Source organism: Pantoea piersonii, from assembly GCF_003612015.1.
Taxonomy (GTDB): domain Bacteria; phylum Pseudomonadota; class Gammaproteobacteria; order Enterobacterales; family Enterobacteriaceae; genus Pantoea; species Pantoea piersonii.
On the sequence record NZ_RARB01000001.1, the window covers coordinates 244,894 to 265,265 of the forward strand.

Annotated in this window: 18 protein-coding genes; 8 read left to right on the top strand and 10 right to left on the bottom strand. The window is 60.9% G+C overall.

The annotated features are described in order from the left end of the window. The first annotated feature begins 112 nt into the window (after positions 1-112). The 3 genes from adk (at position 113) to D7S44_RS01190 (ending at position 3,186) form a co-directional block, all read left to right on the top strand. Positions 113-757 (top strand): adenylate kinase, encoded by a 645-nt coding sequence (gene adk / locus D7S44_RS01180; RefSeq protein WP_120451325.1) that lies wholly within the window; start codon positions 113-115, stop codon positions 755-757. A 111-nt stretch (positions 758-868) separates the two neighbouring features. Beyond that, positions 869-1,828 carry a ferrochelatase gene (hemH, locus tag D7S44_RS01185; protein WP_120451326.1) on the top strand — a complete coding sequence of 320 codons (960 nt, stop codon included), beginning with the start codon at positions 869-871 and terminating at the stop codon, positions 1,826-1,828. A gap of 56 nt (positions 1,829-1,884) precedes the next feature. Beyond that, positions 1,885-3,186 carry an inosine/guanosine kinase gene (locus D7S44_RS01190; protein WP_120451327.1) on the top strand — a complete coding sequence of 434 codons (1,302 nt, stop codon included), beginning with the start codon at positions 1,885-1,887 and terminating at the stop codon, positions 3,184-3,186. A gap of 85 nt (positions 3,187-3,271) precedes the next feature. On the opposite strand, the gene ybaL is transcribed toward D7S44_RS01190, so the two are convergent. Then, the gene (ybaL, locus tag D7S44_RS01195; RefSeq protein WP_120451328.1) at positions 3,272-4,960 is read right to left on the bottom strand and encodes a YbaL family putative K(+) efflux transporter; all 1,689 of its coding nucleotides are present in this window, start codon (positions 4,958-4,960) and stop codon (positions 3,272-3,274) included. Positions 4,961-5,413: 453 nt separating this feature from the next. On the opposite strand from ybaL, the gene ushA reads away from it, so the two are divergent. Next, positions 5,414-7,168 (top strand): bifunctional UDP-sugar hydrolase/5'-nucleotidase UshA, encoded by a 1,755-nt coding sequence (gene ushA / locus D7S44_RS01200; RefSeq protein WP_120451329.1) that lies wholly within the window; start codon positions 5,414-5,416, stop codon positions 7,166-7,168. A 226-nt stretch (positions 7,169-7,394) separates the two neighbouring features. On the opposite strand, the gene D7S44_RS01205 is transcribed toward ushA, so the two are convergent. Further along, positions 7,395-7,829: a multidrug/biocide efflux PACE transporter gene (locus D7S44_RS01205; RefSeq protein ID WP_120451330.1), complete on the bottom strand. Its 435-nt coding sequence runs from the start codon at positions 7,827-7,829 to the stop codon at positions 7,395-7,397. A gap of 88 nt (positions 7,830-7,917) precedes the next feature. On the opposite strand from D7S44_RS01205, the gene D7S44_RS01210 reads away from it, so the two are divergent. Continuing rightward, positions 7,918-8,787, top strand: a complete 870-nt coding sequence (locus tag D7S44_RS01210) for a LysR family transcriptional regulator (RefSeq protein WP_120451331.1) — start codon at positions 7,918-7,920, stop codon at positions 8,785-8,787. Here the strand turns inward: D7S44_RS01210 and ybaK are convergent. The 3 genes from ybaK to copA form a co-directional block, all read right to left on the bottom strand. After that, complete coding sequence (gene ybaK / locus D7S44_RS01215) at positions 8,784-9,263, bottom strand: Cys-tRNA(Pro)/Cys-tRNA(Cys) deacylase YbaK (protein ID WP_120451332.1); 480 nt, start codon at positions 9,261-9,263, stop codon at positions 8,784-8,786. The two genes, D7S44_RS01210 and ybaK, sit on opposite strands and share 4 nt — an antisense overlap. A 170-nt stretch (positions 9,264-9,433) precedes the next feature. After that, on the bottom strand, positions 9,434-10,234 hold the full coding sequence (locus D7S44_RS01220; RefSeq protein WP_120451333.1) for a TraB/GumN family protein: 801 nt from the start codon (positions 10,232-10,234) through the stop codon (positions 9,434-9,436). A gap of 68 nt (positions 10,235-10,302) precedes the next feature. Continuing rightward, positions 10,303-12,816 carry a copper-exporting P-type ATPase CopA gene (gene copA, locus D7S44_RS01225; RefSeq protein ID WP_120451334.1) on the bottom strand — a complete coding sequence of 838 codons (2,514 nt, stop codon included), beginning with the start codon at positions 12,814-12,816 and terminating at the stop codon, positions 10,303-10,305. 136 nt (positions 12,817-12,952) lie between these two features. On the opposite strand from copA, the gene cueR reads away from it, so the two are divergent. Then, positions 12,953-13,369, top strand: a complete 417-nt coding sequence (gene cueR / locus D7S44_RS01230; RefSeq protein WP_120451335.1) for a Cu(I)-responsive transcriptional regulator — start codon at positions 12,953-12,955, stop codon at positions 13,367-13,369. Here cueR and D7S44_RS01235 read toward each other — a convergent pair. The 5 genes from D7S44_RS01235 to tesA form a co-directional block, all read right to left on the bottom strand. Further along, entirely contained in the window at positions 13,366-13,812 is a 447-nt protein-coding gene (locus tag D7S44_RS01235) for an NfeD family protein (protein ID WP_120451336.1), read from the bottom strand. The two genes, cueR and D7S44_RS01235, sit on opposite strands and share 4 nt — an antisense overlap. After that, positions 13,812-14,726, bottom strand: a complete 915-nt coding sequence (locus D7S44_RS01240) for an SPFH domain-containing protein (protein WP_120451337.1) — start codon at positions 14,724-14,726, stop codon at positions 13,812-13,814. The genes D7S44_RS01235 and D7S44_RS01240 overlap by 1 nt, the downstream gene beginning before the upstream one ends. Before the next feature lie 62 nt (positions 14,727-14,788). After that, entirely contained in the window at positions 14,789-15,646 is an 858-nt protein-coding gene (locus D7S44_RS01245) for a co-chaperone YbbN (protein ID WP_120451338.1), read from the bottom strand. Positions 15,647-15,714: 68 nt separating this feature from the next. After that, positions 15,715-16,488 carry an SDR family oxidoreductase gene (locus tag D7S44_RS01250; RefSeq protein WP_120452825.1) on the bottom strand — a complete coding sequence of 258 codons (774 nt, stop codon included), beginning with the start codon at positions 16,486-16,488 and terminating at the stop codon, positions 15,715-15,717. A gap of 32 nt (positions 16,489-16,520) precedes the next feature. Next, the gene (gene tesA, locus D7S44_RS01255; RefSeq protein ID WP_147402077.1) at positions 16,521-17,144 is read right to left on the bottom strand and encodes a multifunctional acyl-CoA thioesterase I/protease I/lysophospholipase L1; all 624 of its coding nucleotides are present in this window, start codon (positions 17,142-17,144) and stop codon (positions 16,521-16,523) included. On the opposite strand from tesA, the gene ybbA reads away from it, so the two are divergent. Together ybbA and ybbP are read left to right on the top strand one after the other, a co-directional pair. Then, positions 17,112-17,798: a putative ABC transporter ATP-binding protein YbbA gene (gene ybbA, locus D7S44_RS01260; protein ID WP_120451339.1), complete on the top strand. Its 687-nt coding sequence runs from the start codon at positions 17,112-17,114 to the stop codon at positions 17,796-17,798. The two genes, tesA and ybbA, sit on opposite strands and share 33 nt — an antisense overlap. Continuing rightward, positions 17,795-20,212, top strand: a complete 2,418-nt coding sequence (gene ybbP, locus D7S44_RS01265; protein ID WP_120451340.1) for a putative ABC transporter permease subunit YbbP — start codon at positions 17,795-17,797, stop codon at positions 20,210-20,212. The genes ybbA and ybbP overlap by 4 nt, the downstream gene beginning before the upstream one ends. Positions 20,213-20,372: the final 160 nt, after the last annotated feature.

The following is a 20,372-nucleotide window of genomic DNA, read 5'->3' on the forward strand; positions in this document are numbered from 1 at the left end:
CGGGCTACCGTCGCCGGGAAGGCGCCCGCGCCTTTCTTGTGGTGAGCGGGTCATAATGGTATGGTCTTCGCCTTCTAGATTGATCAATGCGATTCGCAAGGGGATTTACGCAATGCGTATTATTCTGCTCGGTGCTCCGGGCGCAGGTAAGGGCACTCAGGCTCAGTTCATCATGGAGAAATATGGCATCCCGCAAATCTCCACGGGCGATATGTTGCGTGCGGCGGTTAAAGCCGGCACCGAGCTCGGCAACCAGGCGAAAGCCATTATGGACGCCGGTAAACTGGTAACTGACGAGCTGGTTATCGCGCTGGTAAAAGAGCGTATCGCGCAGGAAGACTGCAAAAATGGTTTTCTGCTGGATGGTTTCCCACGCACCATCCCGCAGGCAGACGCGATGAAAGAGGCCGGCATTAAAATTGACTACGTGCTGGAATTCGCCGTGCCGGACGAGCTGATCGTCGATCGCATCGTTGGCCGCCGCGTACATGCGCCGTCAGGCCGCGTTTATCACGTTAAATATAATCCGCCGAAAGTGGAAGGTCATGATGACGTCACCGGCGAAGAGCTGACCACGCGTAAAGACGATCAGGAAGAGACCGTGCGTAAGCGCCTGGTGGAATACCATCAGCTGACTGCGCCGCTGATCGCCTACTACAGCAAAGAAGCGGAAGCGGGCAACACCGCTTATCACAAAATCGACGGCACCCAGCCGGTCGCCGACGTCAGCAAGCAGCTGGCGCGCATTCTCGGCTAACGCCTCTGGGGCTGGCAGTGCCAGCCCCTTTTGCAGTAATTGCTTTTCCCTTCCCCGGTTTCCGCTACAATTCCTCCTGTTTTCACGCATCTTCGCTATCAAGGAATAACAATGAGGCAAGACAAGCCCGGCGTGTTACTGGTTAATCTCGGTACGCCAGACGCGCCCACTACAGCTGCTGTAAAGCGCTATTTGAAACAGTTTCTCAGCGATCCCCGCGTCGTGGATACGCCGCGCTGGCTCTGGTGGCCGATCCTCAATGGCGTCGTTCTGCCGTTTCGCTCGCCTCGCGTATCGAAGCTTTACGCCTCCGTCTGGATGGAGGGCGGTTCGCCGCTGATGGTTTACAGCAAGCAGCAGCGCGAAGCGCTGGCGGCGCGCGTTGATATACCGGTCGAACTGGGCATGAGCTATGGCAACCCCAGCCTGCAGAGCGCAGTAGATAGCCTGATGGCGCAGGGCGTCACGCGCATGATCGTGCTGCCGCTCTATCCGCAGTTCTCCTGCTCAACCGTCGCGGCCGTCTGGGACGGTTTGTACAACGCGTTTAAAACGGCGCGGACTATGCCGGATATCCACTTTATTCGCGACTATGCCGAGCATCCGGCCTATATCGCCGCGCTGAAAGCCTCGGTAGAGCGCTCTTTCGCGGCGCACGGTCAGCCAGATCTGCTGGTGCTCTCCTATCACGGCATTCCGCAGCGCTTCGCCAGAGAGGGCGACGACTACCCGCTGCGCTGCGCCGACACCACGGCGCTGCTGCAGCAGGCGCTGGGCCTGCGCGACGATCAAATTATGATGACCTTCCAGTCGCGTTTTGGCCGCGAACCCTGGCTGCAGCCCTACACTGACGAAACCATGCAGGGGCTGGCGAAGAAGGGCGTTAAGCATGTGCAGGTGATGAGCCCGGGCTTTGCTGCGGACTGCCTGGAGACGCTGGAAGAGATCAGCGAACAGAACCGCGAATTCTTCCTGCACGGCGGCGGCGAGAAGTTCGAATATATCCCGGCGCTGAATGCGGATGCGGCCCACATCGACATGATGGTGCAGCTGGTCAACGCGCGTCGTTAAAGCCGCGGCGGAGAATGTGCTATCATCCTCCGCCTGTTTTTCTGACGGCACCCATCATGAAATTTCCCGGCAAACGTAAATCCAAACACTATTTTCCCGTTAGCGCTCGCGATCCGTTACTGCATGCCGCCTCGCAGGAGGTGGAAGAGGGCAGCTGGGTCGTGGGAATCGACCAGACGCTGGTCGATATCGAAGCTAAAGTCGATGACGCTTTTCTGGTGCGCTATGGCCTGAGCGCCGGACACTCTTTAGTGATCGCCGACGACGTTGCCGAGGCGCTCTATCACGAGCTGATGCGCGATAATCTGATTAGCCACCAGTTTGCCGGCGGCACTATCGGCAATACGCTGCACAACTATTCCGTGCTGGCTGACGATCGATCGGTGCTGCTCGGCGTGATGTGCAACAATATTCAGATCGGCGGCTACGCCTATCGCTATCTCTGCAATACCTCCAGCCGAATGGATCTTAACTATCTGCAGGGCGTCGACGGCGCCATTGGCCGCTGCTTTACGCTGATTGGCGAGCAGGGCGAGCGCACCTTCGCTATCAGCCCAGGGCAGATGAATCAGCTACGCGCCGAGAGTATTCCCGAAGCGGTGATTGCCGGCGCGTCGGCGCTGGTGCTTACCTCTTATCTGGTGCGCTGTAGCGAAGGGGAGCCGATGCCGCAGGCCACGCTACAGGCGATTGAATATGCGAAGCGCCACAACGTGCCGGTGGTGCTTACGCTGGGCACCAAATATGTTATCGGCGATAACCCGCAGTTCTGGCGCGATTTCCTGCGCGATCACGTCACTATCGTGGCGATGAACGAAGAGGAAGCGCTGGCGCTCACCGGCGAATCGGATCCGCTGCGCGCGGCCGATATGGCGCTGGAGTGGGTTGACCTGGTGCTCTGCACCGCCGGTCCGACCGGACTCTATATGGCGGGCTATACCGAAGATGAATTCAAGCGCAAAACCAATCATCCGTTGCTGCCGGGAGCGATCGCGGAATTCAACCAGTATGAATTCAGCCGCGCCATGCGCCAGCAGGAGTGCGAGCAGCCGCTGCGCATCTTCTCGCATATCGCGCCTTATATGGGCGGACCTGAGAAGATCATGAACACCAACGGCGCAGGCGACGGCGCGCTGGCGGCGCTGCTGCATGACATCACGGCGAACAACTACCACCGGCAGAAAGTGCCCAATTCCAGCAAGCATGCGCGCGAGTACCTGACTTACTCGTCGCTGGCGCAGGTGTGCAAATATGCCAACCGCGTCAGCTATCAGGTGCTGAACCAGCATTCGCCGCGCCTGACGCGCGGCCTGCCGGAGCGTGAAGACAGCCTGGAAGAGTCCTACTGGGATCGTTAAGCCGCCGCTGAGGTCAAAAGGCAATGAGCGACGCGTCCCGCGCTGGAGATGACGCGCGGGACGCGCCGACAGAAAGCCGGGGCGGTCAGATGGGGCACTCACGTACGACAGGGTGTTCAGCGATCTCCGCCTCCAGCATATGCAGCATACTGGAGGCGATCTCGCGCTCGCCCATGACGACGCGCGTCGCGCCGCGCGCCATGATGTACTCCACTTCCTCGTCGTAGTGCGCGCGCGCGATGATCTCAATATCGTTAAACTTTTCGCGCGCGGTAGTCACGATCTCGCCCGACTCGTAGCCGTTAGGGATGGTCAGCAGCAGCCAGCGCGCGCAGTCGAGCCGCGCCAGCTCCATGGTTTCGGCGCGCACGGCATTGCCGAGCACCGCCCTGATGCCTTGTTCGCGCAGCGCCTCGACGCGCGCGCGGGAGTTCTCCACGACGACGAAGGGCACATCCGCCTCCAGCAGCTTCTGGCCCAGCAGGCTGCCGACCCGGCCATAACCGACAATCACCGCATGGTGACAAATATCTACCGGGATCTGCTTCTCCTCTTCAGGCGCCTCTTGCTGCGCCTGTTCCTGACGGCTTTCGCTCTTCGCCAGAAAACGTTCCAGCAGGCTGAACAAGATGGGATTCAGCATAATGGAAAGGATCGCCGCCGCCAGCACCAGGTTGCGCCCCTCGCTGCTGAGCAAATTGAGCGAAATGCCGAGTCCGGCGAGAATAAAAGCGAACTCGCCGATCTGCGCGAGGCTGACGGAAATGGTCAGCGCGGTACGGCGCGAATGGCCCAGCAGCGTCACCAGCAGCCAGGCGGCGAGAGATTTGCCTAGCACCACAATCACCAGCGCGCCCAGCACGGCCAGCGGCTGCTCTACCAGGATCATCGGATCGAACAGCATTCCCACCGAGACAAAAAAGAGCACCGCGAAGGCGTCGCGCAGCGGCAGCGTGTCATGGGCGGCGCGATGGCTCAGCTCTGACTCATTCAGCACCATCCCGGCAAAGAAAGCGCCGAGCGCGAAAGAGACGTCGAAAAACTTTACTGCGCCAAAGGCGATGCCCAGCGCCAGCGCCAGCACCGCCAGGGTAAACAGCTCGCGCGAGCCGGTCGCGGCGCTTTTCGACAAGATCCAGGGCACAACGCGTCGGCCTACTACCATCATCAGCACCATAAAGGCAGCGACTTTGCCGATGGTCAGCAGCAGATCCCATGCCAGCAGCTGTGGGCTGGCGTTACCCTGTTCCAGCATGCCGGCAATGGCGGGCAGCAGCACCAGCGTCAGCACCATCACCAGATCTTCGACAATCAACCAGCCGATGGCGATCTGCCCGCGCTGGCTGTCAATCAGCTGACGCTCCTCCAGCGCGCGCAGCAGCACCACGGTGCTGGCGGTGGAGAGACAAAGACCAAAAACCAGACCCGTCATCAGCGACCAGCCCAGCCAGGCGGAGAGTCCCATTCCCAGCAGCGTAGCGACGGCGATTTGCGCCACGGCGCCAGGAATGGCGATGTTCTTTACCGCCATTAAATCCTTCAGCGAAAAGTGCAGGCCAACGCCGAACATCAGCAGTATGACGCCCAGCTCCGCCAGTTCTGGCGCAAGGTTGGTATCGGCGACAAAGCCGGGCGTAAACGGCCCGGCCAGCACGCCCGCCAGCAGGTAGCCGACCAGCGGTGAAATGCGCAGCCGGTTGGCGAGCATGCCAAGGAGAAACGCCAGAACCAGTCCCCCGACGATAGTGGTGATCAACGGTGTGGTGTGATGCATGCCTGTCTCCTTGTGTACAAATGTATCTGCCTGTAACAAAGAAGTTTAAGGCAAGCAGCGCTCTTTCGCTGAAATAATTGCTAAATGATGAGGAAAAACTTTGAAATTAAGCGGAAAGAGGAACCGAATGGCCTTTTTTATCTCTTTTCTTCAATCTAAGCCGCAATGAGGCAGATTAGTGCGGGGGGGTGATAACGCTATTTTCCTGAAAAGTAGCGCGGCTGATGACCCTTATCAGCGCGGAATGCCGTTAAAAGGCAAAGCAGCGTCGTCAGGCGCAGCTTTACATCAGTTTTGTCGCGTCCGCTTTCTTTTGATTATCAGTGTTAAAACGAGTTTAGTACCAGCGACAGCGGTGTTTCGTCTTGAGTTAAACAACGGAATATGCGACACAGTGGGGCAGCATGCTGATACCACCCGGAACGGGCACTTCATACAATAAGGAGACGGGCTTTGCTGTTACCACGATGGGCTGCAACCGGCCTTGCGCTGCTGGCGCTGGCACCTGCGCTTTCTCAGGCCGCCGAGGCGGATCGCACTTACCGCTTTAGCATTCTCCACACTAATGATGAACACGGGCATTTCTGGTACAACGCGCAGGGCGAATATGGCCTGGCGGCGCAAAAGACCCTGATGGATACGCTGCGTTATGACGTACAGGCCAGGGGCGGCGGCGCGCTGATCCTCTCCGCTGGTGACATCAACACCGGCGTGCCCGAGTCGGACGAGCTGAATGCCGAGCCCGATATTCGCGGCATGAACCTGATCGGTTATGACGCCATGGCGCTCGGCAATCATGAGTTTGATCATCCGCTTGACGTGCTGCGCAAGCAGGAGAGCTGGGCGCGCTTTCCCTTTCTCGCCGCCAATCTTTACCAGAAAAACACCGGCCAGCGTCTCTTTAAGCCCTGGGCGATTTTCAATCGTATGGGGCTGAAAATTGCCGTGCTGGGCCTGGCTACGCCCGATACCGCTAAGCTGGCGAACCCGGCCTATCTGCGGGAAGTCGAGTTTCGCGATCCCGTCAGCGAAACGGAAAAAGCGGTGGCGGAGCTGCGCGCAGGTGAGAAACCTGACGTTATCGTGGTACTGAGCCATCTCGGCTATGACGACAACGGCGAGCACGGCAGCAACGCGCCCGGCGACGTCACCCTGGCGCGCAGCCTGCCGCCCGGCACCGTTTCCATGATTGTCGGCGGCCACTCGCACGATACGGTTTGCATGGAGAAAGCCAACGTGCTGATCAAAGAGTATCAGCCGGGCGCAGCGTGTCAGCCGGACAAGCAGAACGGCGTCTGGATTATGCAGGCCGGGAAGTGGGGCGAATATGTCGGACGCGGCGATTTTACCTGGCGCAACGGTGAAGTCGCGCTGGAGTCCTACGCGCTGGTGCCGGTGAACCTGAAGCATCAGATTAAAAACGCCGACGGCAGCGAAACCTGGCTCACGTATCAGCAGGAGATCCCTAAAAATACCGCGATGATGAAGCTGCTGATGCCCTATCAGAAGCGGGCCGAGGCGCGCCTGAACGTCAGTGTCGGCAGTACGGTAGGGCAGTTTAACGGCGAGCGCGAGCAGGTGCGTTTTACCCAGACCAACCTTGGGCAGCTGATTTTACGTGCGCAAATGGCGAATACTCAGGCGGATTTCGCCGTGATGAGCGGCGGCGGCATTCGCGCATCGCTCCCGGTGGGCAAGCTAAGCTGGCGCGATCTGCTGCAGGTACAGCCGTTCGGCAATCAGGTCGTTTCAGTGACGATGACCGGCGCGGAGGTGAAAAAATATCTCGATGTGGTGGCGAATATTAAGCCTGACGCGGGCGGCTTCGCTCAGTTCGCGCACGTCAGCCTGGTGACGGACGGCAGCACGGTGAGCGATGTGCGCATTAACGGTCAGCCGCTGCAGGAGGATAAAACCTATCGCATGGCGACCAACAGTTTTAACGCCGCAGGCGGCGACGGCTATCCACGTATCGATACCCATACTGGCTATCAAAACGCCGGAAATATCGATGCCGAGGTACTGCGCGACTACGTTAAAGCTCACTCGCCGCTGAAAGCCAGCGACTATGCCCCGACGGACGCTATTCACAGGCTGACGGAGGCGGAGAAAAAGGCGCGCGATAAACCCCACAAGCGAAGCTATCCGCAGATGTTTCTGGCGTGGCTCTGGCCCTGGGGACGGGAAACGGCGCATAACGCGCCGTGAAAGCCTGCCGGGATGCTAAGCGGGTGGTATGGCCCGATTGCAACATCGCTCAACGCATTCAGCTCGTTCGGCCCGCGTAGATATGCACCTCATCCTTGAGGTGCGCCAGTCACCGGGCCAGGACGCTGCGTTGTTCAAACGCTCCCGGCGTTTTCGTCCCTGTCGCGGGGTGCTTTGCGCCTCGCTCCATACCACTCACTCTTTACCCTCGTAGCCGTTTAAAAAACTACACCTCGCAGGCGTTACGTTCGAACCAGCGCGGACGCAGCCGGTCCCATGCCCAGTTGTACGCCATGGTGTAGGGCAGGAAAAAGAGGAAAAACGCCACTTCCAGCAAAAAAGCCTGCCACAGCGAGATGCCGAGCATCCACGCGGCGATCGGCAAGCCAATTAAAATAAACCCGCCTTCGAAAAGCAGCGCGTGCAAGACGCGGATCAGCAGTCCGCGATGGATTTGGCCTGGCGGACAAAGCCTGTCGAAAATGGTGTTGTATATCATGTTCCATAGCATCGCGACGGTAGAGAGCATAAGCGCCAGCGCGCCCATCTCAAACAACGGCTTATCCATCGCCCAGGCAGCCAGCGGCGAAACGGTCAGGATCGCCAGGGTTTCAAAACCCAGCGCATGTAAAAAACGTTCTTTAAGCGAACGGGTACGCATTATTCACCTCCATCAGACAGGTGGGCATTCTGGCACCTCATGGTGATAAGATAAAATGATGACCTATCGATAAAAGCGATGGATGAAAATGCGCTACTCCCCCGAATCTTTAGAAGCCTTTGTGCAGACCGTCAGCAGCGGATCCTTTTCCGCCGCAGCGCGTGCGCTCGGCAAAAGCCAGTCGACTATCAGCATGGCGGTAGCCGGGCTGGAGGACGATCTCGGTTTCAAACTGTTCGATCGCAGCGGGCGACAGCCGATCCTGACCGATCAGGGCCGGGGCGCGCTGGCACAGGTGCAGCAGATCCTCGCCGCCAGCGAGCGGCTGGATGCGCTGGCTATCAGGCTGGCGCAGGGCGTCGAGCCGCGTCTCAGCTTTGCCGTGTCAGATTTCTGGCAGACCGAACATCATGAGCAACTGCTGAAGCAGTTCGACGCGCGCTTTCCGGAAATTGAGCTGGAATGCATGATTGCTGAGGATGCCGACGTCCTGGATTTACTGCAGGCGGGACGCGTTCATCTGGGCGTGGTGCGCGCGCAGCCTGCTCTGCCGCCCGATATCGCCGTCGCGCGGCTGCAGGTGAATGCGGAAATGGCCATCTATATACATCGCGATCATCCGCTGGCGCAGCAGCCCGGCGTCACGGAAAGCGCGCTGGAGCAGGTACGCCAGCTGCGGCTTAACACCTGGGTTGAGCCGCAAGCGATCGTGCCGCCGGGACGCGTCTGGTCGGCGCCGACCTATTTGCTACTGCTGGAGATGGCGGAGCAGGGGTTCGGCTGGAGCATACTGCCGCGCTGGCTGGTAAGGCAGTTTGGTCATGACCTTTTGCAGGAGCTGGCGCTGCCGGGCTGGCCGCAGCATATCGCGGTGGAGGCGATATGGTCGCGACGCAATCCGCCGGGACCTGCCGGACGCTGGATGATCGATCAGCTCTGCGCCCAGCCGCGCAGTTAATCGCGTCGTGCGATATCCGCCAGCGGGGCGTCGAGCAGGCGCGCCAGATCCTGCGCCGCCAGTTCGAGATCCAGGCCGCGCTTGCCGCCGGAAACAAAAATAGTGGCGAAGTCGGCGGCGGAGCTATCGATAACCGTCGGCAGCCGCTTTTTCTGCCCCAGCGGGCTGATGCCGCCCACCAGATAGCCGGTCACACGCTGCGCCAGCTGAGGATCGGCCATATCCGCTTTTTTCGCTCCTAAGGCTTTTGCGACTTTTTTCAGATCGAGCTGGCTGGCAACCGGCGTCACGGCCACCGCCAGATGTTTCGCATCGCCGTTCAGCGCGACCAGCAGCGTTTTATAGACCTGCCGCGCATCCAGATTAAGTTTCCGTACCGCTTCGTCGCCAAAACTGGTTTCCTGACTGTCATGCTCATAGGGATGAAGCGTGAAAGGGACCTTTTGTTTTTCCAGAAGTTTTATAGCAGGCGTCATAAATTCATCCTTATAGGAAAAATCTCATTCCTAAATTAAATAAATTAATAGTGGCGAAAGTTTGTGCTTTGCGAGAGAATGAGTTCCGCGCCAGCCGAAAGGCTGAGCGATAACCAAAATGATAAACAAATTCCTCTTTGACAGGCCGGTAATCATACCGGCCTTCTTTTTTACCGCCGTAAAAGCTCAGGCAGATTTTCTTCGCCATAGAGATGCAGCGCGCCTACCGCCACGACATAATGCCCGGACGGCAACGCCCGTAATCGATCGCGCCACTGTGCGTTGCGCTGCGCAATCAGCGTATCGTTGAGCGCTGAGCTAAATGTCGAAGGCAGTTCAATGCGCGGCTGACGCGGCGGCGCGTCCAGCCACCAGCTCACCATCATCTGCAACAGGCGCGCATTGGTATGCCAGTGCGTTAGCGTATCTTTTAGCAGTGCCATGCCATCATCCGGCAAAGATTTCAGCAGCGCGATTTGCGTCTCTGCGCCCTCCAGTTCAATGACCGGTTTGCTCAGCGTTTTCGCCGCCTGCAGCAGCTGAAAATCGATGCCGTAATCGGGGCGCAATCCAAGCCGCTGCGCCTGCTGCGCCTGTAGCATCAGCGCGATTTGCCAGGCGGGCAGGGTATCAAACATCGTCAGCGACAGATGAAGTTCGCTGCACAGCGCCTCAAGACGATCCCGATCCTCCGACGTCAGACGAGCCTCAAGCGGCTCACGCTGGTCGAGATCGTCAAAGGGCGAGCCGCCCTGGGTAATGTCCGCCTCGACAATCAGCGCATCCGACTTTTGTAGCTGCCGCAGCAGACGCGCGGGCAGCGGCTGCATATCGCGCGTGCCCATATGAATGCTGCCGACCAGGTGCAGCAGGCGATCGTCCAGCCGTATATCCTGGGCGGGCCAGCGATAGCTCGCGGGAAAGAGTCGGCTTATCAGCCCGTGCACACTGCGCCAAATGCTGCCTGTCATTCCCTGTCCTTACTCAGTCAAAACGCCATGCTAGCGATTCCCGCCGCTGAAAAACAGGGCAATAACGGCTATTGTCGCGGCGTCGGACGAAAGCGCAGCAGCCGGTTGGCGTTACTGACGACGGTAATTGAGGAGAGCGCCATCGCCGCGCCTGCGACGACCGGGCTGAGCAGCGCGCCGGTCAGCGGATAGAGCACACCCGCCGCCAGCGGAATGCCCAGGCTGTTATAGATAAACGCGCCCAGCAGGTTCTGGCGAATATTGCGCAGCGTCGCGCTGGAGAGCGCCAGCGCATCGGCCACGCTGTTGAGATCGGCGCGCATCAGCGTTATGGGCGCAGTTTCCACCGCCACGTCGCTGCCGCCGCCCATGGCGATACCGACATCCGCCTGCGCCAGCGCCGGCGCGTCATTGATGCCGTCGCCAACCATGGCGACGCGACGGCCCTGCTGCTGCAGCGCGGCGATGGTCTGCGCTTTCGCTTCCGGCAGCACGCCAGCGATTACCTCGTCGATGCCCGCTTCCTGAGCGATAGCGCGCGCCGTCTCCTCTCTGTCGCCGGTGAGCATCATCAGCCGGTAGCCCGCCTGATGCAGCCGCTGCAGCGCCGCTTTGCTCTCAGGACGCAGCCGATCGCGCAGCGCAATCAGGCCAACAAGCTCACCGTTCTGCGCCAGCAGCACCGGCGTCGCACCCTGACGCGACAGCCGCTCGATATCCGGCTGCGCCTCTTGCAGAGCGATATGGTTATCCTGCATTAGCGCCGCATTACCCAGCAGCAGCGTTCTGCCGTCGAGTATGCCGCTGACGCCTTTACCGCGTATTGTACGAAATTGCGCAATCTCACCATCGGCTGTCGCGCCGGTCGCCGCGACAATCGCCTGCGCCAGCGGATGGCTGGCATTTTTCTCCAGCGCCGCCGCCGCCTGCAATACGGCATCACGCGACCAGCCGTTCCATGTCAATACTTCGTCAAGCTGCGGCCTTCCCGCCGTCAGCGTACCGGTTTTATCAAACACCAGCGTATCGATACGGCTGGCGCGCTGCAGAGCGTCGGCGTCGCGCACCAGCACGCCCAGCTCGGCGGCGCGTCCGACGCCCGCGATAACCGACATCGGCGTCGCCAGGCCCAGCGCGCAGGGACAGGCGATAATCAGCACCGTAGTAGCGATCACCAGCGTATAGGCGATCTGCGGCTGCGGGCCAAAGAAATACCAGATCGCGGCGCTGATCAGGGCGATGGCGACCACCACCGGCACGAATACCGCCGAGATACGGTCGGCGAGGCGGCCCACGTCGGGCTTGCTACTCTGCGCCTGACGCACCAGATGAATAATGCGCGACAGCGCGGTATGCTGACCGGTAGCACGTGCCACAAAGCGCACCGCGCCATCCTGCACCAGCGTCCCGGCAAATACCTTGTCGCCTGCGCCTTTGCCCTGCGGCACTGCTTCGCCGGTCAGCATCGCCTCATCCAGCCAGGCTTCGCCCTCTTCAATTTCGCCATCTACCGGCACGCGATCGCCCGTGGTCAGGCGCAGTTTCATACCCGGCTGCACCGCGCTGAGCGGCACCAGCATTTCCCCCTGTTCGCTGACAAGGCGCGCCTGGGCGGGCGTCAAATCGAGCAGGCGTTCAAGTGCTTTAGAGGATCGCTGGCGCGCGCGCTGCTCCAGCGCGTGGCCGAGATTAATCAGGCCGATAATCATGACGCTGGCTTCGAAATAGAGATGGCGCGCCTGCATCGGGAAAAAGTCAGGCCAGAGCGCGACGCTGAAAGAGTAGATCCACGCGGCGGCGGTACCGAGCGCCACCAGCGTGTCCATCGTGGCGCTGCCGTTGCGCAGGCTGCGCCACGCGCTGCGGTAGAAATGGCCGCCAGCGACCACCATGATCAACAGCGTCACGATGCCGATAGCGAGCCAGAGGTTGCGGTTGGCGTCGCTGAGCATCATATTGTCGCCGATCATGCCCCAGATCATCAGGGGCGCACCGAAAGCCAGCGCCAGCGCCGCCTGCCAGCTAAAACGGCGCATTGCGTGACGCGCGCTGCTTTGCTGTTTATCGCGTCGCTCCTGTTCATCCTGCACCACCTGAGCCTGGTAGCCCGCCGCGTCGACCGCCTCGACCAGCTGCTGCGCAGGGGCATCGCCGATGACCAGCGCGCTGCGTTCGCCAAGGTTTACCCGCGCCTGGGTAACGCCGGGCACTTTTTCCAGCGCCTTTTCCACCCGGCTGACGCAGCTGGCGCAGCTCATGCCCTCGATCAGCAGGAACTGCGCGCTTTCACTCTCTTGTGCCGGTTGGGTTTCCGCCACCGTTGTCAGCGCCTCCGGCGGCGGCTCTGAAGCTGTCAACGGCTCAGGCTTTGGGTGGCTGTCGCCGTTCAGCGTGGCGTGATAGCCCGCTTCTTCCACGGTGGCGATCAGTGACGCGGCGTCGGCGCTGCCGATCACTTGCGCTTCCTGCTGCGTGACGCTGGCCTGTTCGACATCGTCGCGCTGCTCGAGCGCTTCTTTAACGCGTTTGACGCAGTGGCCGCAGGAAAGGCCTTCCAGCGCCAGCGAGATAGTGTGAGACATAGTGGGCTCCTGTTGTGTTGCAGTTAACAATGCGAGCTTTTTATCACTCGTTATACAGGCTAAACCTTCCATCAAGGGGAAGGTCAAACTATTTTTACAGGCAATAGTCGCGATCGGTTTTTAAGGAGAGAGCAGAGTGAATATCAGCGATGTGGCGAAAAAAACCGGCTTAACCAGCAAAGCGATCCGTTTCTATGAAGAGAAGGGCGTGGTGACGCCGCCGCTGCGCAGCGACAATGGCTACCGTCGCTACAGCGCTCATCATCTTGAGGAGCTGAACCTGCTGCGTCAGGCGCGACAGGTGGGCTTTACGCTTGATGAATGCCGCGAGCTGGTCACGCTGTTCAACGATCCGGCGCGCCACAGCGCCGACGTCAAAGCGCGCACCCTGCAAAAAGCGGCGGAGATCGCCACGCATATTGAAGAGCTACAGGCGATGCGCATGCGGCTGCTGGCGCTGGCCGACGCCTGCCCTGGCGATGAGAGCGCGGAGTGTCCCATCATCAACAACCTGGCGGGATGCTGTGGCCATACGCCGGGCCAGTCCGGTTAACGCGGCGTGATGTGCAGCGTAATGCCCTCTACGCCCGTAACGATAACCTGAGTGCCAGCAGGCAGATCCTGGTCGGCCTGTACGCGCCAGCTACTGTCGCCCAGCTTTACATGACCGATGCCGTTAATCAGCGGCGCATCCAGCGTCAGATGCGTGCCGATCAGCTGGTTGCCGCGCTGGTTAAGAGAGTTGGGCTGCTGATGGCGCTCGCGATGGCGTATCCAGCGATACCAGAGGTAAACACAGACTAAGGTCAGCAGCGCGAACAGCGTGCCCTGGGCCGTCCAGCTAAAGGGTGCCAGCCACTCCACAAGACCCACCAGCACCGCCGCGATGCCGCTCCACAGCAGATAGCCGCTGGTGCCGAGCATTTCCGCCGCCAGCAGCAGGCCGCCAAGCGTCAGCCAGAACCAGTGCGGGTGGGCGATGATTTCCAGTAGCATTAGCGTTTCGACTCTGGAGACGTGCCTTTCAGCAGCTCGCTGATGCCTGCCACCGATCCCAGCAGGCTGCTGGCGTCCAGCGGCATCATAACCACCTTGCTGTTGCTGGCTTCACCGATTTTCTGCAGCGCGTCGGTATATTTCTGCGCCACAAAGTAGTTCACCGCCTGGATATCGCCCGCCGCGATAGCTTCGGACACCATTTTGGTGGCGCGCGCTTCGGCTTCGGCCTGGCGCTCGCGCGCCTCCGCCTGCAGGAACGCTGAGGTTCGCTCGCCTTCGGCTTTCAGAATGCGCGACTGCTTGTCGCCTTCGGCGCGCAGAATCGCCGCCTGACGCACGCCTTCCGCCGCAAGGATGTCGGCGCGTTTGGTACGCTCTGCCTTCATCTGCGCATTCATGGCGGCAATCAGCTCCTGCGGCGGACGCACGTCGCGGATTTCAATACGGGTGATTTTCACGCCCCAGGGGTTGGTCGCTTCGTCGACGATATGCAGCAAACGCGTATTGATGTTATCGCGCTGCGACAGCATCTCATCCAGTTCCATGCCGCCGAGGACGGTACGGATATTGGTCATGGTGAGATTGATGATCGCCAGCTCAAGGTTGCTGACTTCATAGGCCGCGCGCGCTGGATCAACCGCCTGAATAAAGCAGACGGCGTCAATGGTGACATTGGCGTTATCTTTGGAGATGACTTCCTGCGAGGGGATATCCAGCACGCGTTCCATCATATTGATCTTGCGACCAATACGATCCATAAACGGCACCACCAGACTCAGACCGGGCTGCAGCGTGCGGGTATAGCGCCCGAAGCGCTCAACGGTCCACTGATAGCCCTGCGGCACGATTTTTACGCCCGCCCAAACCGTTACAAGCGCCAGTACGATCAGCGCAGGGATCACTGTCAACATATAACCTCCCGGTTGTTAATTTACGGGCCGAGTCGCTTCGGCCCGGATACAGCGGTGCCGAATCAGTAGAGCAGCGAGTAGAGCTGACGGCGATAGCGGGCAGCGAGCGCGTCGCCAGTGCCCAGCGCCGCCAGGATCTCCTGCAGCATTTTACGCACCTGTCCGTCAGCCGCATTCAGATCGCGCTTCAGAAAACCGAGCAGCAGCTCCAGCGCCTCTTCGTTGCGTCCTACCTGATGCAGCTGTAACGAGAGCTTAGCAGCCAGTTCCGCATTGGTCGGGTCGCTCTCCAGCTGCGACTGCAGCTGCTGGATTTCCGGCGTATCCGCCGCCTGCTTCAGCAGATCGATCTGCGCCATCAGGCTCTGATAGCGCGTATCCTGATCCTGCAGTGGCACCTTCGCCAGCACCTCTTCAGCTTCGTCGCTGCGGTTCAGGCTAATCAAGACTTCCGCCAGCAGAAAACCGATTTCGCTCGCCTGACGGCTGAGCTGCCAGGCCTCTTTCAGCAGCGGCAGCGCCTCCAGCGGCTTGCCTTCATCCATCAGCGCCAGCGCCTGCTGCGCTTTGAGTTCCTCTTCGCGCGGCAATACTTTCTCCAGCAGCGCGCGGATAGCCTCTTCCGGCTGCGGGCCCTGGAAGCCGTCGACCGGCTGGCCGTTCTGGAACAGATAGACCGTCGGAATCGAGCGCAGGCCGAACTGCGAGGCCACCATTTGTTCTTTGTCGCAGTCGAGCTTCGCCAGAATAAACTGACCGGCGTACTCCTGCGCCAGGCGTTCCAGCAGCGGCGTCAGCTGCTGGCAATGTTGGCTGCGATCCGACCAGAAATAGAACAGCACCGGGATCTGCATGGAGTGTTCCAGCGTCTGGTGCAGGTTGGATTCGTTGACGTCGATAATCGAAGCTTGTGGTGACATGACTAAGTCTCTTGGCAGAAAGTGTATAAAGAATATGGGGCCGGACGTCCCCGCTTCAAGATGAATTCTCAGCGGCTGCTTAAAATGCGATCCAGCATCCAGCCTGGCAACAGCCGTTTCAGGATGCTCATCGCATGTGCGACCAGCGTCACCGGATAGCGCAGCCGCGGGTGCGGGCTTTCCAGCGCGTGGCGCAGCTTAGGCAAAATCGCTTCCGGCGGCAGGGTGAAGCGCGCAGCGATGCCGGGATTGCGTACCGGTTTGCCCGGCTCGCCCTGCGTCACGTTGTCGGTAAAGCGGGTCTGCACAGGGCCTGGCTCGATCAGGCTGACGCGCACGCCGCTACGGCGCACCTCAAGGCGCAGCGCGTCGCTCCAGGCCTCCAGCGCATATTTGCTGGCGGCGTAGGCACCGCGGCCAGGAGTAGAGATGAGTCCCAGTACGGAGCTGGTGTTGACGATGCGCGCGTCGCCGCTCGCCTCCAGCGCGGGCAGCAGCCGCATCGTCAGCTGATGGGTGCCGAAAAAATTAGTGGAGAACTGCCGCTCCAGCTGCTGGCGCGACAGCGTGCGCAACGGTCCGTAAAGACCGAAGCCGCCGTTGTTGAACAGCGCAAACAGCCGATTGTCCGTCAGCGCCAGGATTTCATCAGCCGCGCGATCGATACTCTGTGCGTCGTCGAGATCCAGCACAACGGCGATAAAGCCCAGCGCGCGCATCTGGGTCACATCCTCCGGCTTACGGCAGGCGGCGATCACGCGGTAGCCGCGCGCCTGCAGATCCTGCGCCGCGACGCGACCGATACCGCTGGAACAGCCGGTAATTACAACGGTTTTTTGCATATCTTTACCCATAAAAAGCGCGTCGCCGCAGATTACTCATGCTTAACTAAAGGGGCCAGTTCTTTCGCCATCAGCTCGGCGATAAAGGGCTGCGCATCGGGGTTCGGATGGATGCCGTCCTGCTGCATCCATTCAGGCTTCAGGTAGACCTGCTCCATAAAAAAGGGCACCAGAGGAATGTTGTACTGCTGTGCCAGTCTGGGATAGATCCCGCTGAACGCTTCCGTATAACGCCGCCCGTAGTTAGCGGGCAGACGAATTTGCATCAGCAGCGGCCTGGCGTTCGCCGCTTTCACGTCGTCGATGATTTTACGCAGATCCTGCTCGATAGCCTGCGGCGGAAAGCCGCGCAGACCGTCATTACCGCCCAGTTCGATTAACACCCACTGCGGCTGATGCTGTTTTAATAACGCCGGTAAGCGCGCCAGACCCTGCGCGGCAGTGTCGCCGCTGATGCTGGCGTTGACTACGCTGGGCTGCTGCCAGCGGTTGTTCAGCAGGCTTGGCCAGGCCGCGCTGGCCGACATACGGTAGCCGGCGCTCAGGCTGTCGCCTAAAACCAGTAAGGTGTTCGCAGCGGCCAGATGCGATGCCAGCAGAAGAACGAAAAACAGGAAAGGATAATGCCAGCGGAAAACATTCTTGAAGTTCATCATCTTACAAAGTCCGTCGGTCAGGGTGAACACCAGTTGATCATCCTTACCGGAGTTGACTTCATTGTCAAACGGGCCGAGACCATCGCGCTGATCGGCGAGTCCGGCTCCGGCAAGTCGACGCTGCTGGGCATTCTGGCGGGGCTCGACGACGGCAGCAGCGGCGAGGTCAACCTGCTGGGGCAACCCTTGCATCAGCTGGATGAAGAGCAGCGCGCCGCGTTGCGGGCGACGCAGGTCGGCTTTGTCTTTCAGTCTTTTATGCTGGTGCCGACGCTCAATGCGCTGGAGAACGTGCAGCTGCCCGCGCTGCTGCGCGGCGAGAGCGACCGCCAGAGCCGCGAACAGGCGCGCGAACTGTTAACCCAGCTGGGGCTGGCCGAGCGTCTGACGCACCTGCCTGCGCAGCTCTCCGGCGGCGAGCAGCAGCGCGTGGCGCTGGCGCGCGCCTTTAACGGCCGTCCCGGCCTGCTGTTCGCCGATGAGCCCACCGGCAATCTCGATCGTAAGACCGGCGATCGCATCGCCGATCTGCTTTTTTCGCTCAACCGCGACTACGCCACCACGCTGATCCTGGTGACGCATGACGAACAGCTGGCGGCGCGCTGCGATCGTCGTCTGCGGCTGCGCGACGGCAAAGTGTGGGAGGAGCGATGATCTGGCGCTGGTTCTGGCGCGAGTGGCGCTCGCCCTCGCTGCTGATCGTCTGGATGGCGCTGACACTGGCGGTGGCCTGCGTGCTGGCGCTTGGCGCGATCGGCGATCGCATGGAGAAAGGGCTAAGCCAGCAGAGCCGTGACTTTATGGCGGGCGACCGCACGCTGCGCAGCAGCTCGCCCATTCCTGACGCCTGGCTGGCGAAGGCGCGGGAAGAGGGGTTAGCCGTCAGCGGGCAGCTCAGCTTTATGACCATGACGTTCGCCGGTGAGTCGCCGCAGCTGGCGGCGGTCAAAGCGGTGGATAATCGCTATCCGATGTTCGGCGATTTGCAGACCGATCCGCCAGGCCTGAAACCCGCCCCCGGCACGGCGCTGGCCGCACCGCGTCTGATGGCGCTGCTCAACCTGAAGGTGGGCGACAGGCTGGATGTTGGCGACGCCAGCCTGCGCATCGCGGGCGAGGTGATTCAGGAGCCGGACGGCGGTTTTAACCCTTTCCAGATGGCGCCGCGCCTGCTAATTAATCTCGCCGACGCGCAAAAGACCGGCGCGATTCAGCCCGGCAGCCGCCTGACCTGGCGCTATAAGTTTGCCGGCGAACCCCGGCAGCTGGCGCGCTACGACAGCTGGATCCAGCCGCAGCTGAAAGCGGATCAGCGCTGGATCAGCGTAGAGAATTCTGAAGATGCGCTCGGCCGTTCGATGCAGCGCGCCCAGCAGTTTTTACTGCTCTCCGCTTTGCTGACGCTGATGCTGGCGATCGCCGCCGTCGCGGTGGCGATGAGCCACTACTGCCGCAGCCGTTACGATCTGGTGGCGGTGTTAAAAACGCTGGGCGCGACGCGCCGCGCGCTGCGGCGGCTGATCGTCGGGCAGTGGCTGGCGGTGCTGCTGCTGGCGACCGTGTGCGGCGGGGCGCTCGGCCTGGGCGTCGAGGCGCTGTTGATGCAGATGCTGAAGCCGGTGCTGCCTGCAGCCCTGCCGCCCGCCAGCGGCTGGCCGTGGCTCTGGGCGATCGGTTCCCTGTTTGTGATTTCGCTGCTGGTAGGCCTGCGTCCCTATCGACTGCTGCTGGCGACCCAGCCGCTGCGCGTGCTGCGACGCGACGCGGTCGCTGATATCTGGCCGCTGAAGCGCTATATCCCGGCGATGGGCGTGGTCGTGGTTACGCTGCTGGCGTTGCTGGTGGGCGGCAGCAAGATGCTGTGGGCGCTGCTGGCGGGCGTGGTGGCGCTGGCGGCTGTGCTGGCGCTGCTGGGCTGGGGCGCGCTGTTGCTGCTGCGGCGGCTGGTGGTGCGCAGCCTGGCGCTGCGGCTGGCGATTAACCGGCTGCTGCGTCAGCCGGGCATGACGCTGAGCCAGCTGGCGGCGTTTTCGCTCTCTTTTATGCTGCTGGCGCTGCTGCTGGTGATGCGTGGCGATCTGCTGGACCGCTGGCAGCAACAGTTGCCACCGGACAGCCCGAACTATTTTCTGCTCAATATGACGCAGGATCAGGTGCCGCAGGTGCGCGCTTTCCTCGCTTCGCATCAGGTGAAGCCGGAAACCTTCTATCCTGTTGCGCGGGTGCGCCTGACCAGCCTGAACGGCAAAGAGGCCGATCCGAAGCTGGATAACGCCCTGAACCGCGAGCTGAATCTGACGTGGATGAATGAGCGGCCCGAGCATAATCCGCTGGTGGCGGGCAGCTGGCCGCCGAAGCCGGGTGAAGTGTCGATGGAGAAGGAACTGGCGGACCGGCTGGGAGTGACGCTGGGCGATACGCTGACCTTCACCGGCGATACCCAGGCGTTCAGCGCGAAAATCACCAGCCTGCGCAAAGTCGACTGGGAAAGCCTGCGACCGAACTTTTTCTTTATCTTCCCGCCCGGCGCGCTGGATGCGCAGCCGCAGACCTGGCTGACCAGTTTCAGGCTGGATAACGATCCGGCTTTGCTGGCGCAGCTTAACCGGGCGTTTCCGACGCTGAGCCTGCTGGATATCGGCAGCATTATGCGGCAGATCGGCCAGGTGCTGACTCAGGTGAGCCAGGCGCTGGAGATTATGGTGGTGCTGGTAACATTCTGCGGCGTGCTGCTGCTGCTGGCGCAGATTCAGGTCGGGATGCGGCAGCGGCGTCAGGAGCTGGTGGTTTGTCGCACGCTGGGCGCCAGCAAGAAGCTGCTGCGCGCGACGCTGTGGTGCGAGTTCGCGCTGCTGGGCGTGGTGTCCGGCGTGGCGGCGGCGCTGGGCGCGGAGGCGGCGCTCTGGGCGCTGCAGCGTAAGATTTTTGATTTCCCGTGGCAGCCAGACTGGACGCTGTGGCTGGCGTTGCCGCTCAGCGGCGCGCTGCTGCTGTCGCTGTGCGGCGGCTGGCTGGGCGTGCGGCTGCTGCGCGGCAAGGCGCTGTTCCGGCGCTTTGATTCAGCCTGACAGTTTGCGCTGGCTGAGATAAGCCGCAGCCAGCCAGCGCAAAAACGTCTGGGACGTTTGGCACAACGAGGCGCACTGGCCCGGACATACGCACCTCAGGGTTAAGGTGCGTATCCGCGTGGACTGGCAGGGCTTTTTGCCTCTTTGCGAGCGGACGATA

Coding starts and splice junctions, on each gene's coding strand:
- adk (WP_120451325.1), top strand. CDS start 113: ATGCGTATTATTCTGCTCGGTGCTCCGGGCGCAGGTAAGGGCACTCAG.
- hemH (WP_120451326.1), top strand. CDS start 869: ATGAGGCAAGACAAGCCCGGCGTGTTACTGGTTAATCTCGGTACGCCA.
- D7S44_RS01190 (WP_120451327.1), top strand. CDS start 1,885: ATGAAATTTCCCGGCAAACGTAAATCCAAACACTATTTTCCCGTTAGC.
- ybaL (WP_120451328.1), bottom strand. CDS start 4,960: ATGCATCACACCACACCGTTGATCACCACTATCGTCGGGGGACTGGTT.
- D7S44_RS01205 (WP_120451330.1), bottom strand. CDS start 7,829: ATGCGTACCCGTTCGCTTAAAGAACGTTTTTTACATGCGCTGGGTTTT.
- D7S44_RS01210 (WP_120451331.1), top strand. CDS start 7,918: ATGCGCTACTCCCCCGAATCTTTAGAAGCCTTTGTGCAGACCGTCAGC.
- ybaK (WP_120451332.1), bottom strand. CDS start 9,263: ATGACGCCTGCTATAAAACTTCTGGAAAAACAAAAGGTCCCTTTCACG.
- D7S44_RS01220 (WP_120451333.1), bottom strand. CDS start 10,234: ATGACAGGCAGCATTTGGCGCAGTGTGCACGGGCTGATAAGCCGACTC.
- copA (WP_120451334.1), bottom strand. CDS start 12,816: ATGTCTCACACTATCTCGCTGGCGCTGGAAGGCCTTTCCTGCGGCCAC.
- D7S44_RS01235 (WP_120451336.1), bottom strand. CDS start 13,812: ATGCTACTGGAAATCATCGCCCACCCGCACTGGTTCTGGCTGACGCTT.
- D7S44_RS01240 (WP_120451337.1), bottom strand. CDS start 14,726: ATGTTGACAGTGATCCCTGCGCTGATCGTACTGGCGCTTGTAACGGTT.
- D7S44_RS01245 (WP_120451338.1), bottom strand. CDS start 15,646: ATGTCACCACAAGCTTCGATTATCGACGTCAACGAATCCAACCTGCAC.
- D7S44_RS01250 (WP_120452825.1), bottom strand. CDS start 16,488: ATGCAAAAAACCGTTGTAATTACCGGCTGTTCCAGCGGTATCGGTCGC.
- ybbA (WP_120451339.1), top strand. CDS start 17,112: ATGCCAGCGGAAAACATTCTTGAAGTTCATCATCTTACAAAGTCCGTC.
- tesA (WP_147402077.1), bottom strand. CDS start 17,144: ATGATGAACTTCAAGAATGTTTTCCGCTGGCATTATCCTTTCCTGTTT.
- ybbP (WP_120451340.1), top strand. CDS start 17,795: ATGATCTGGCGCTGGTTCTGGCGCGAGTGGCGCTCGCCCTCGCTGCTG.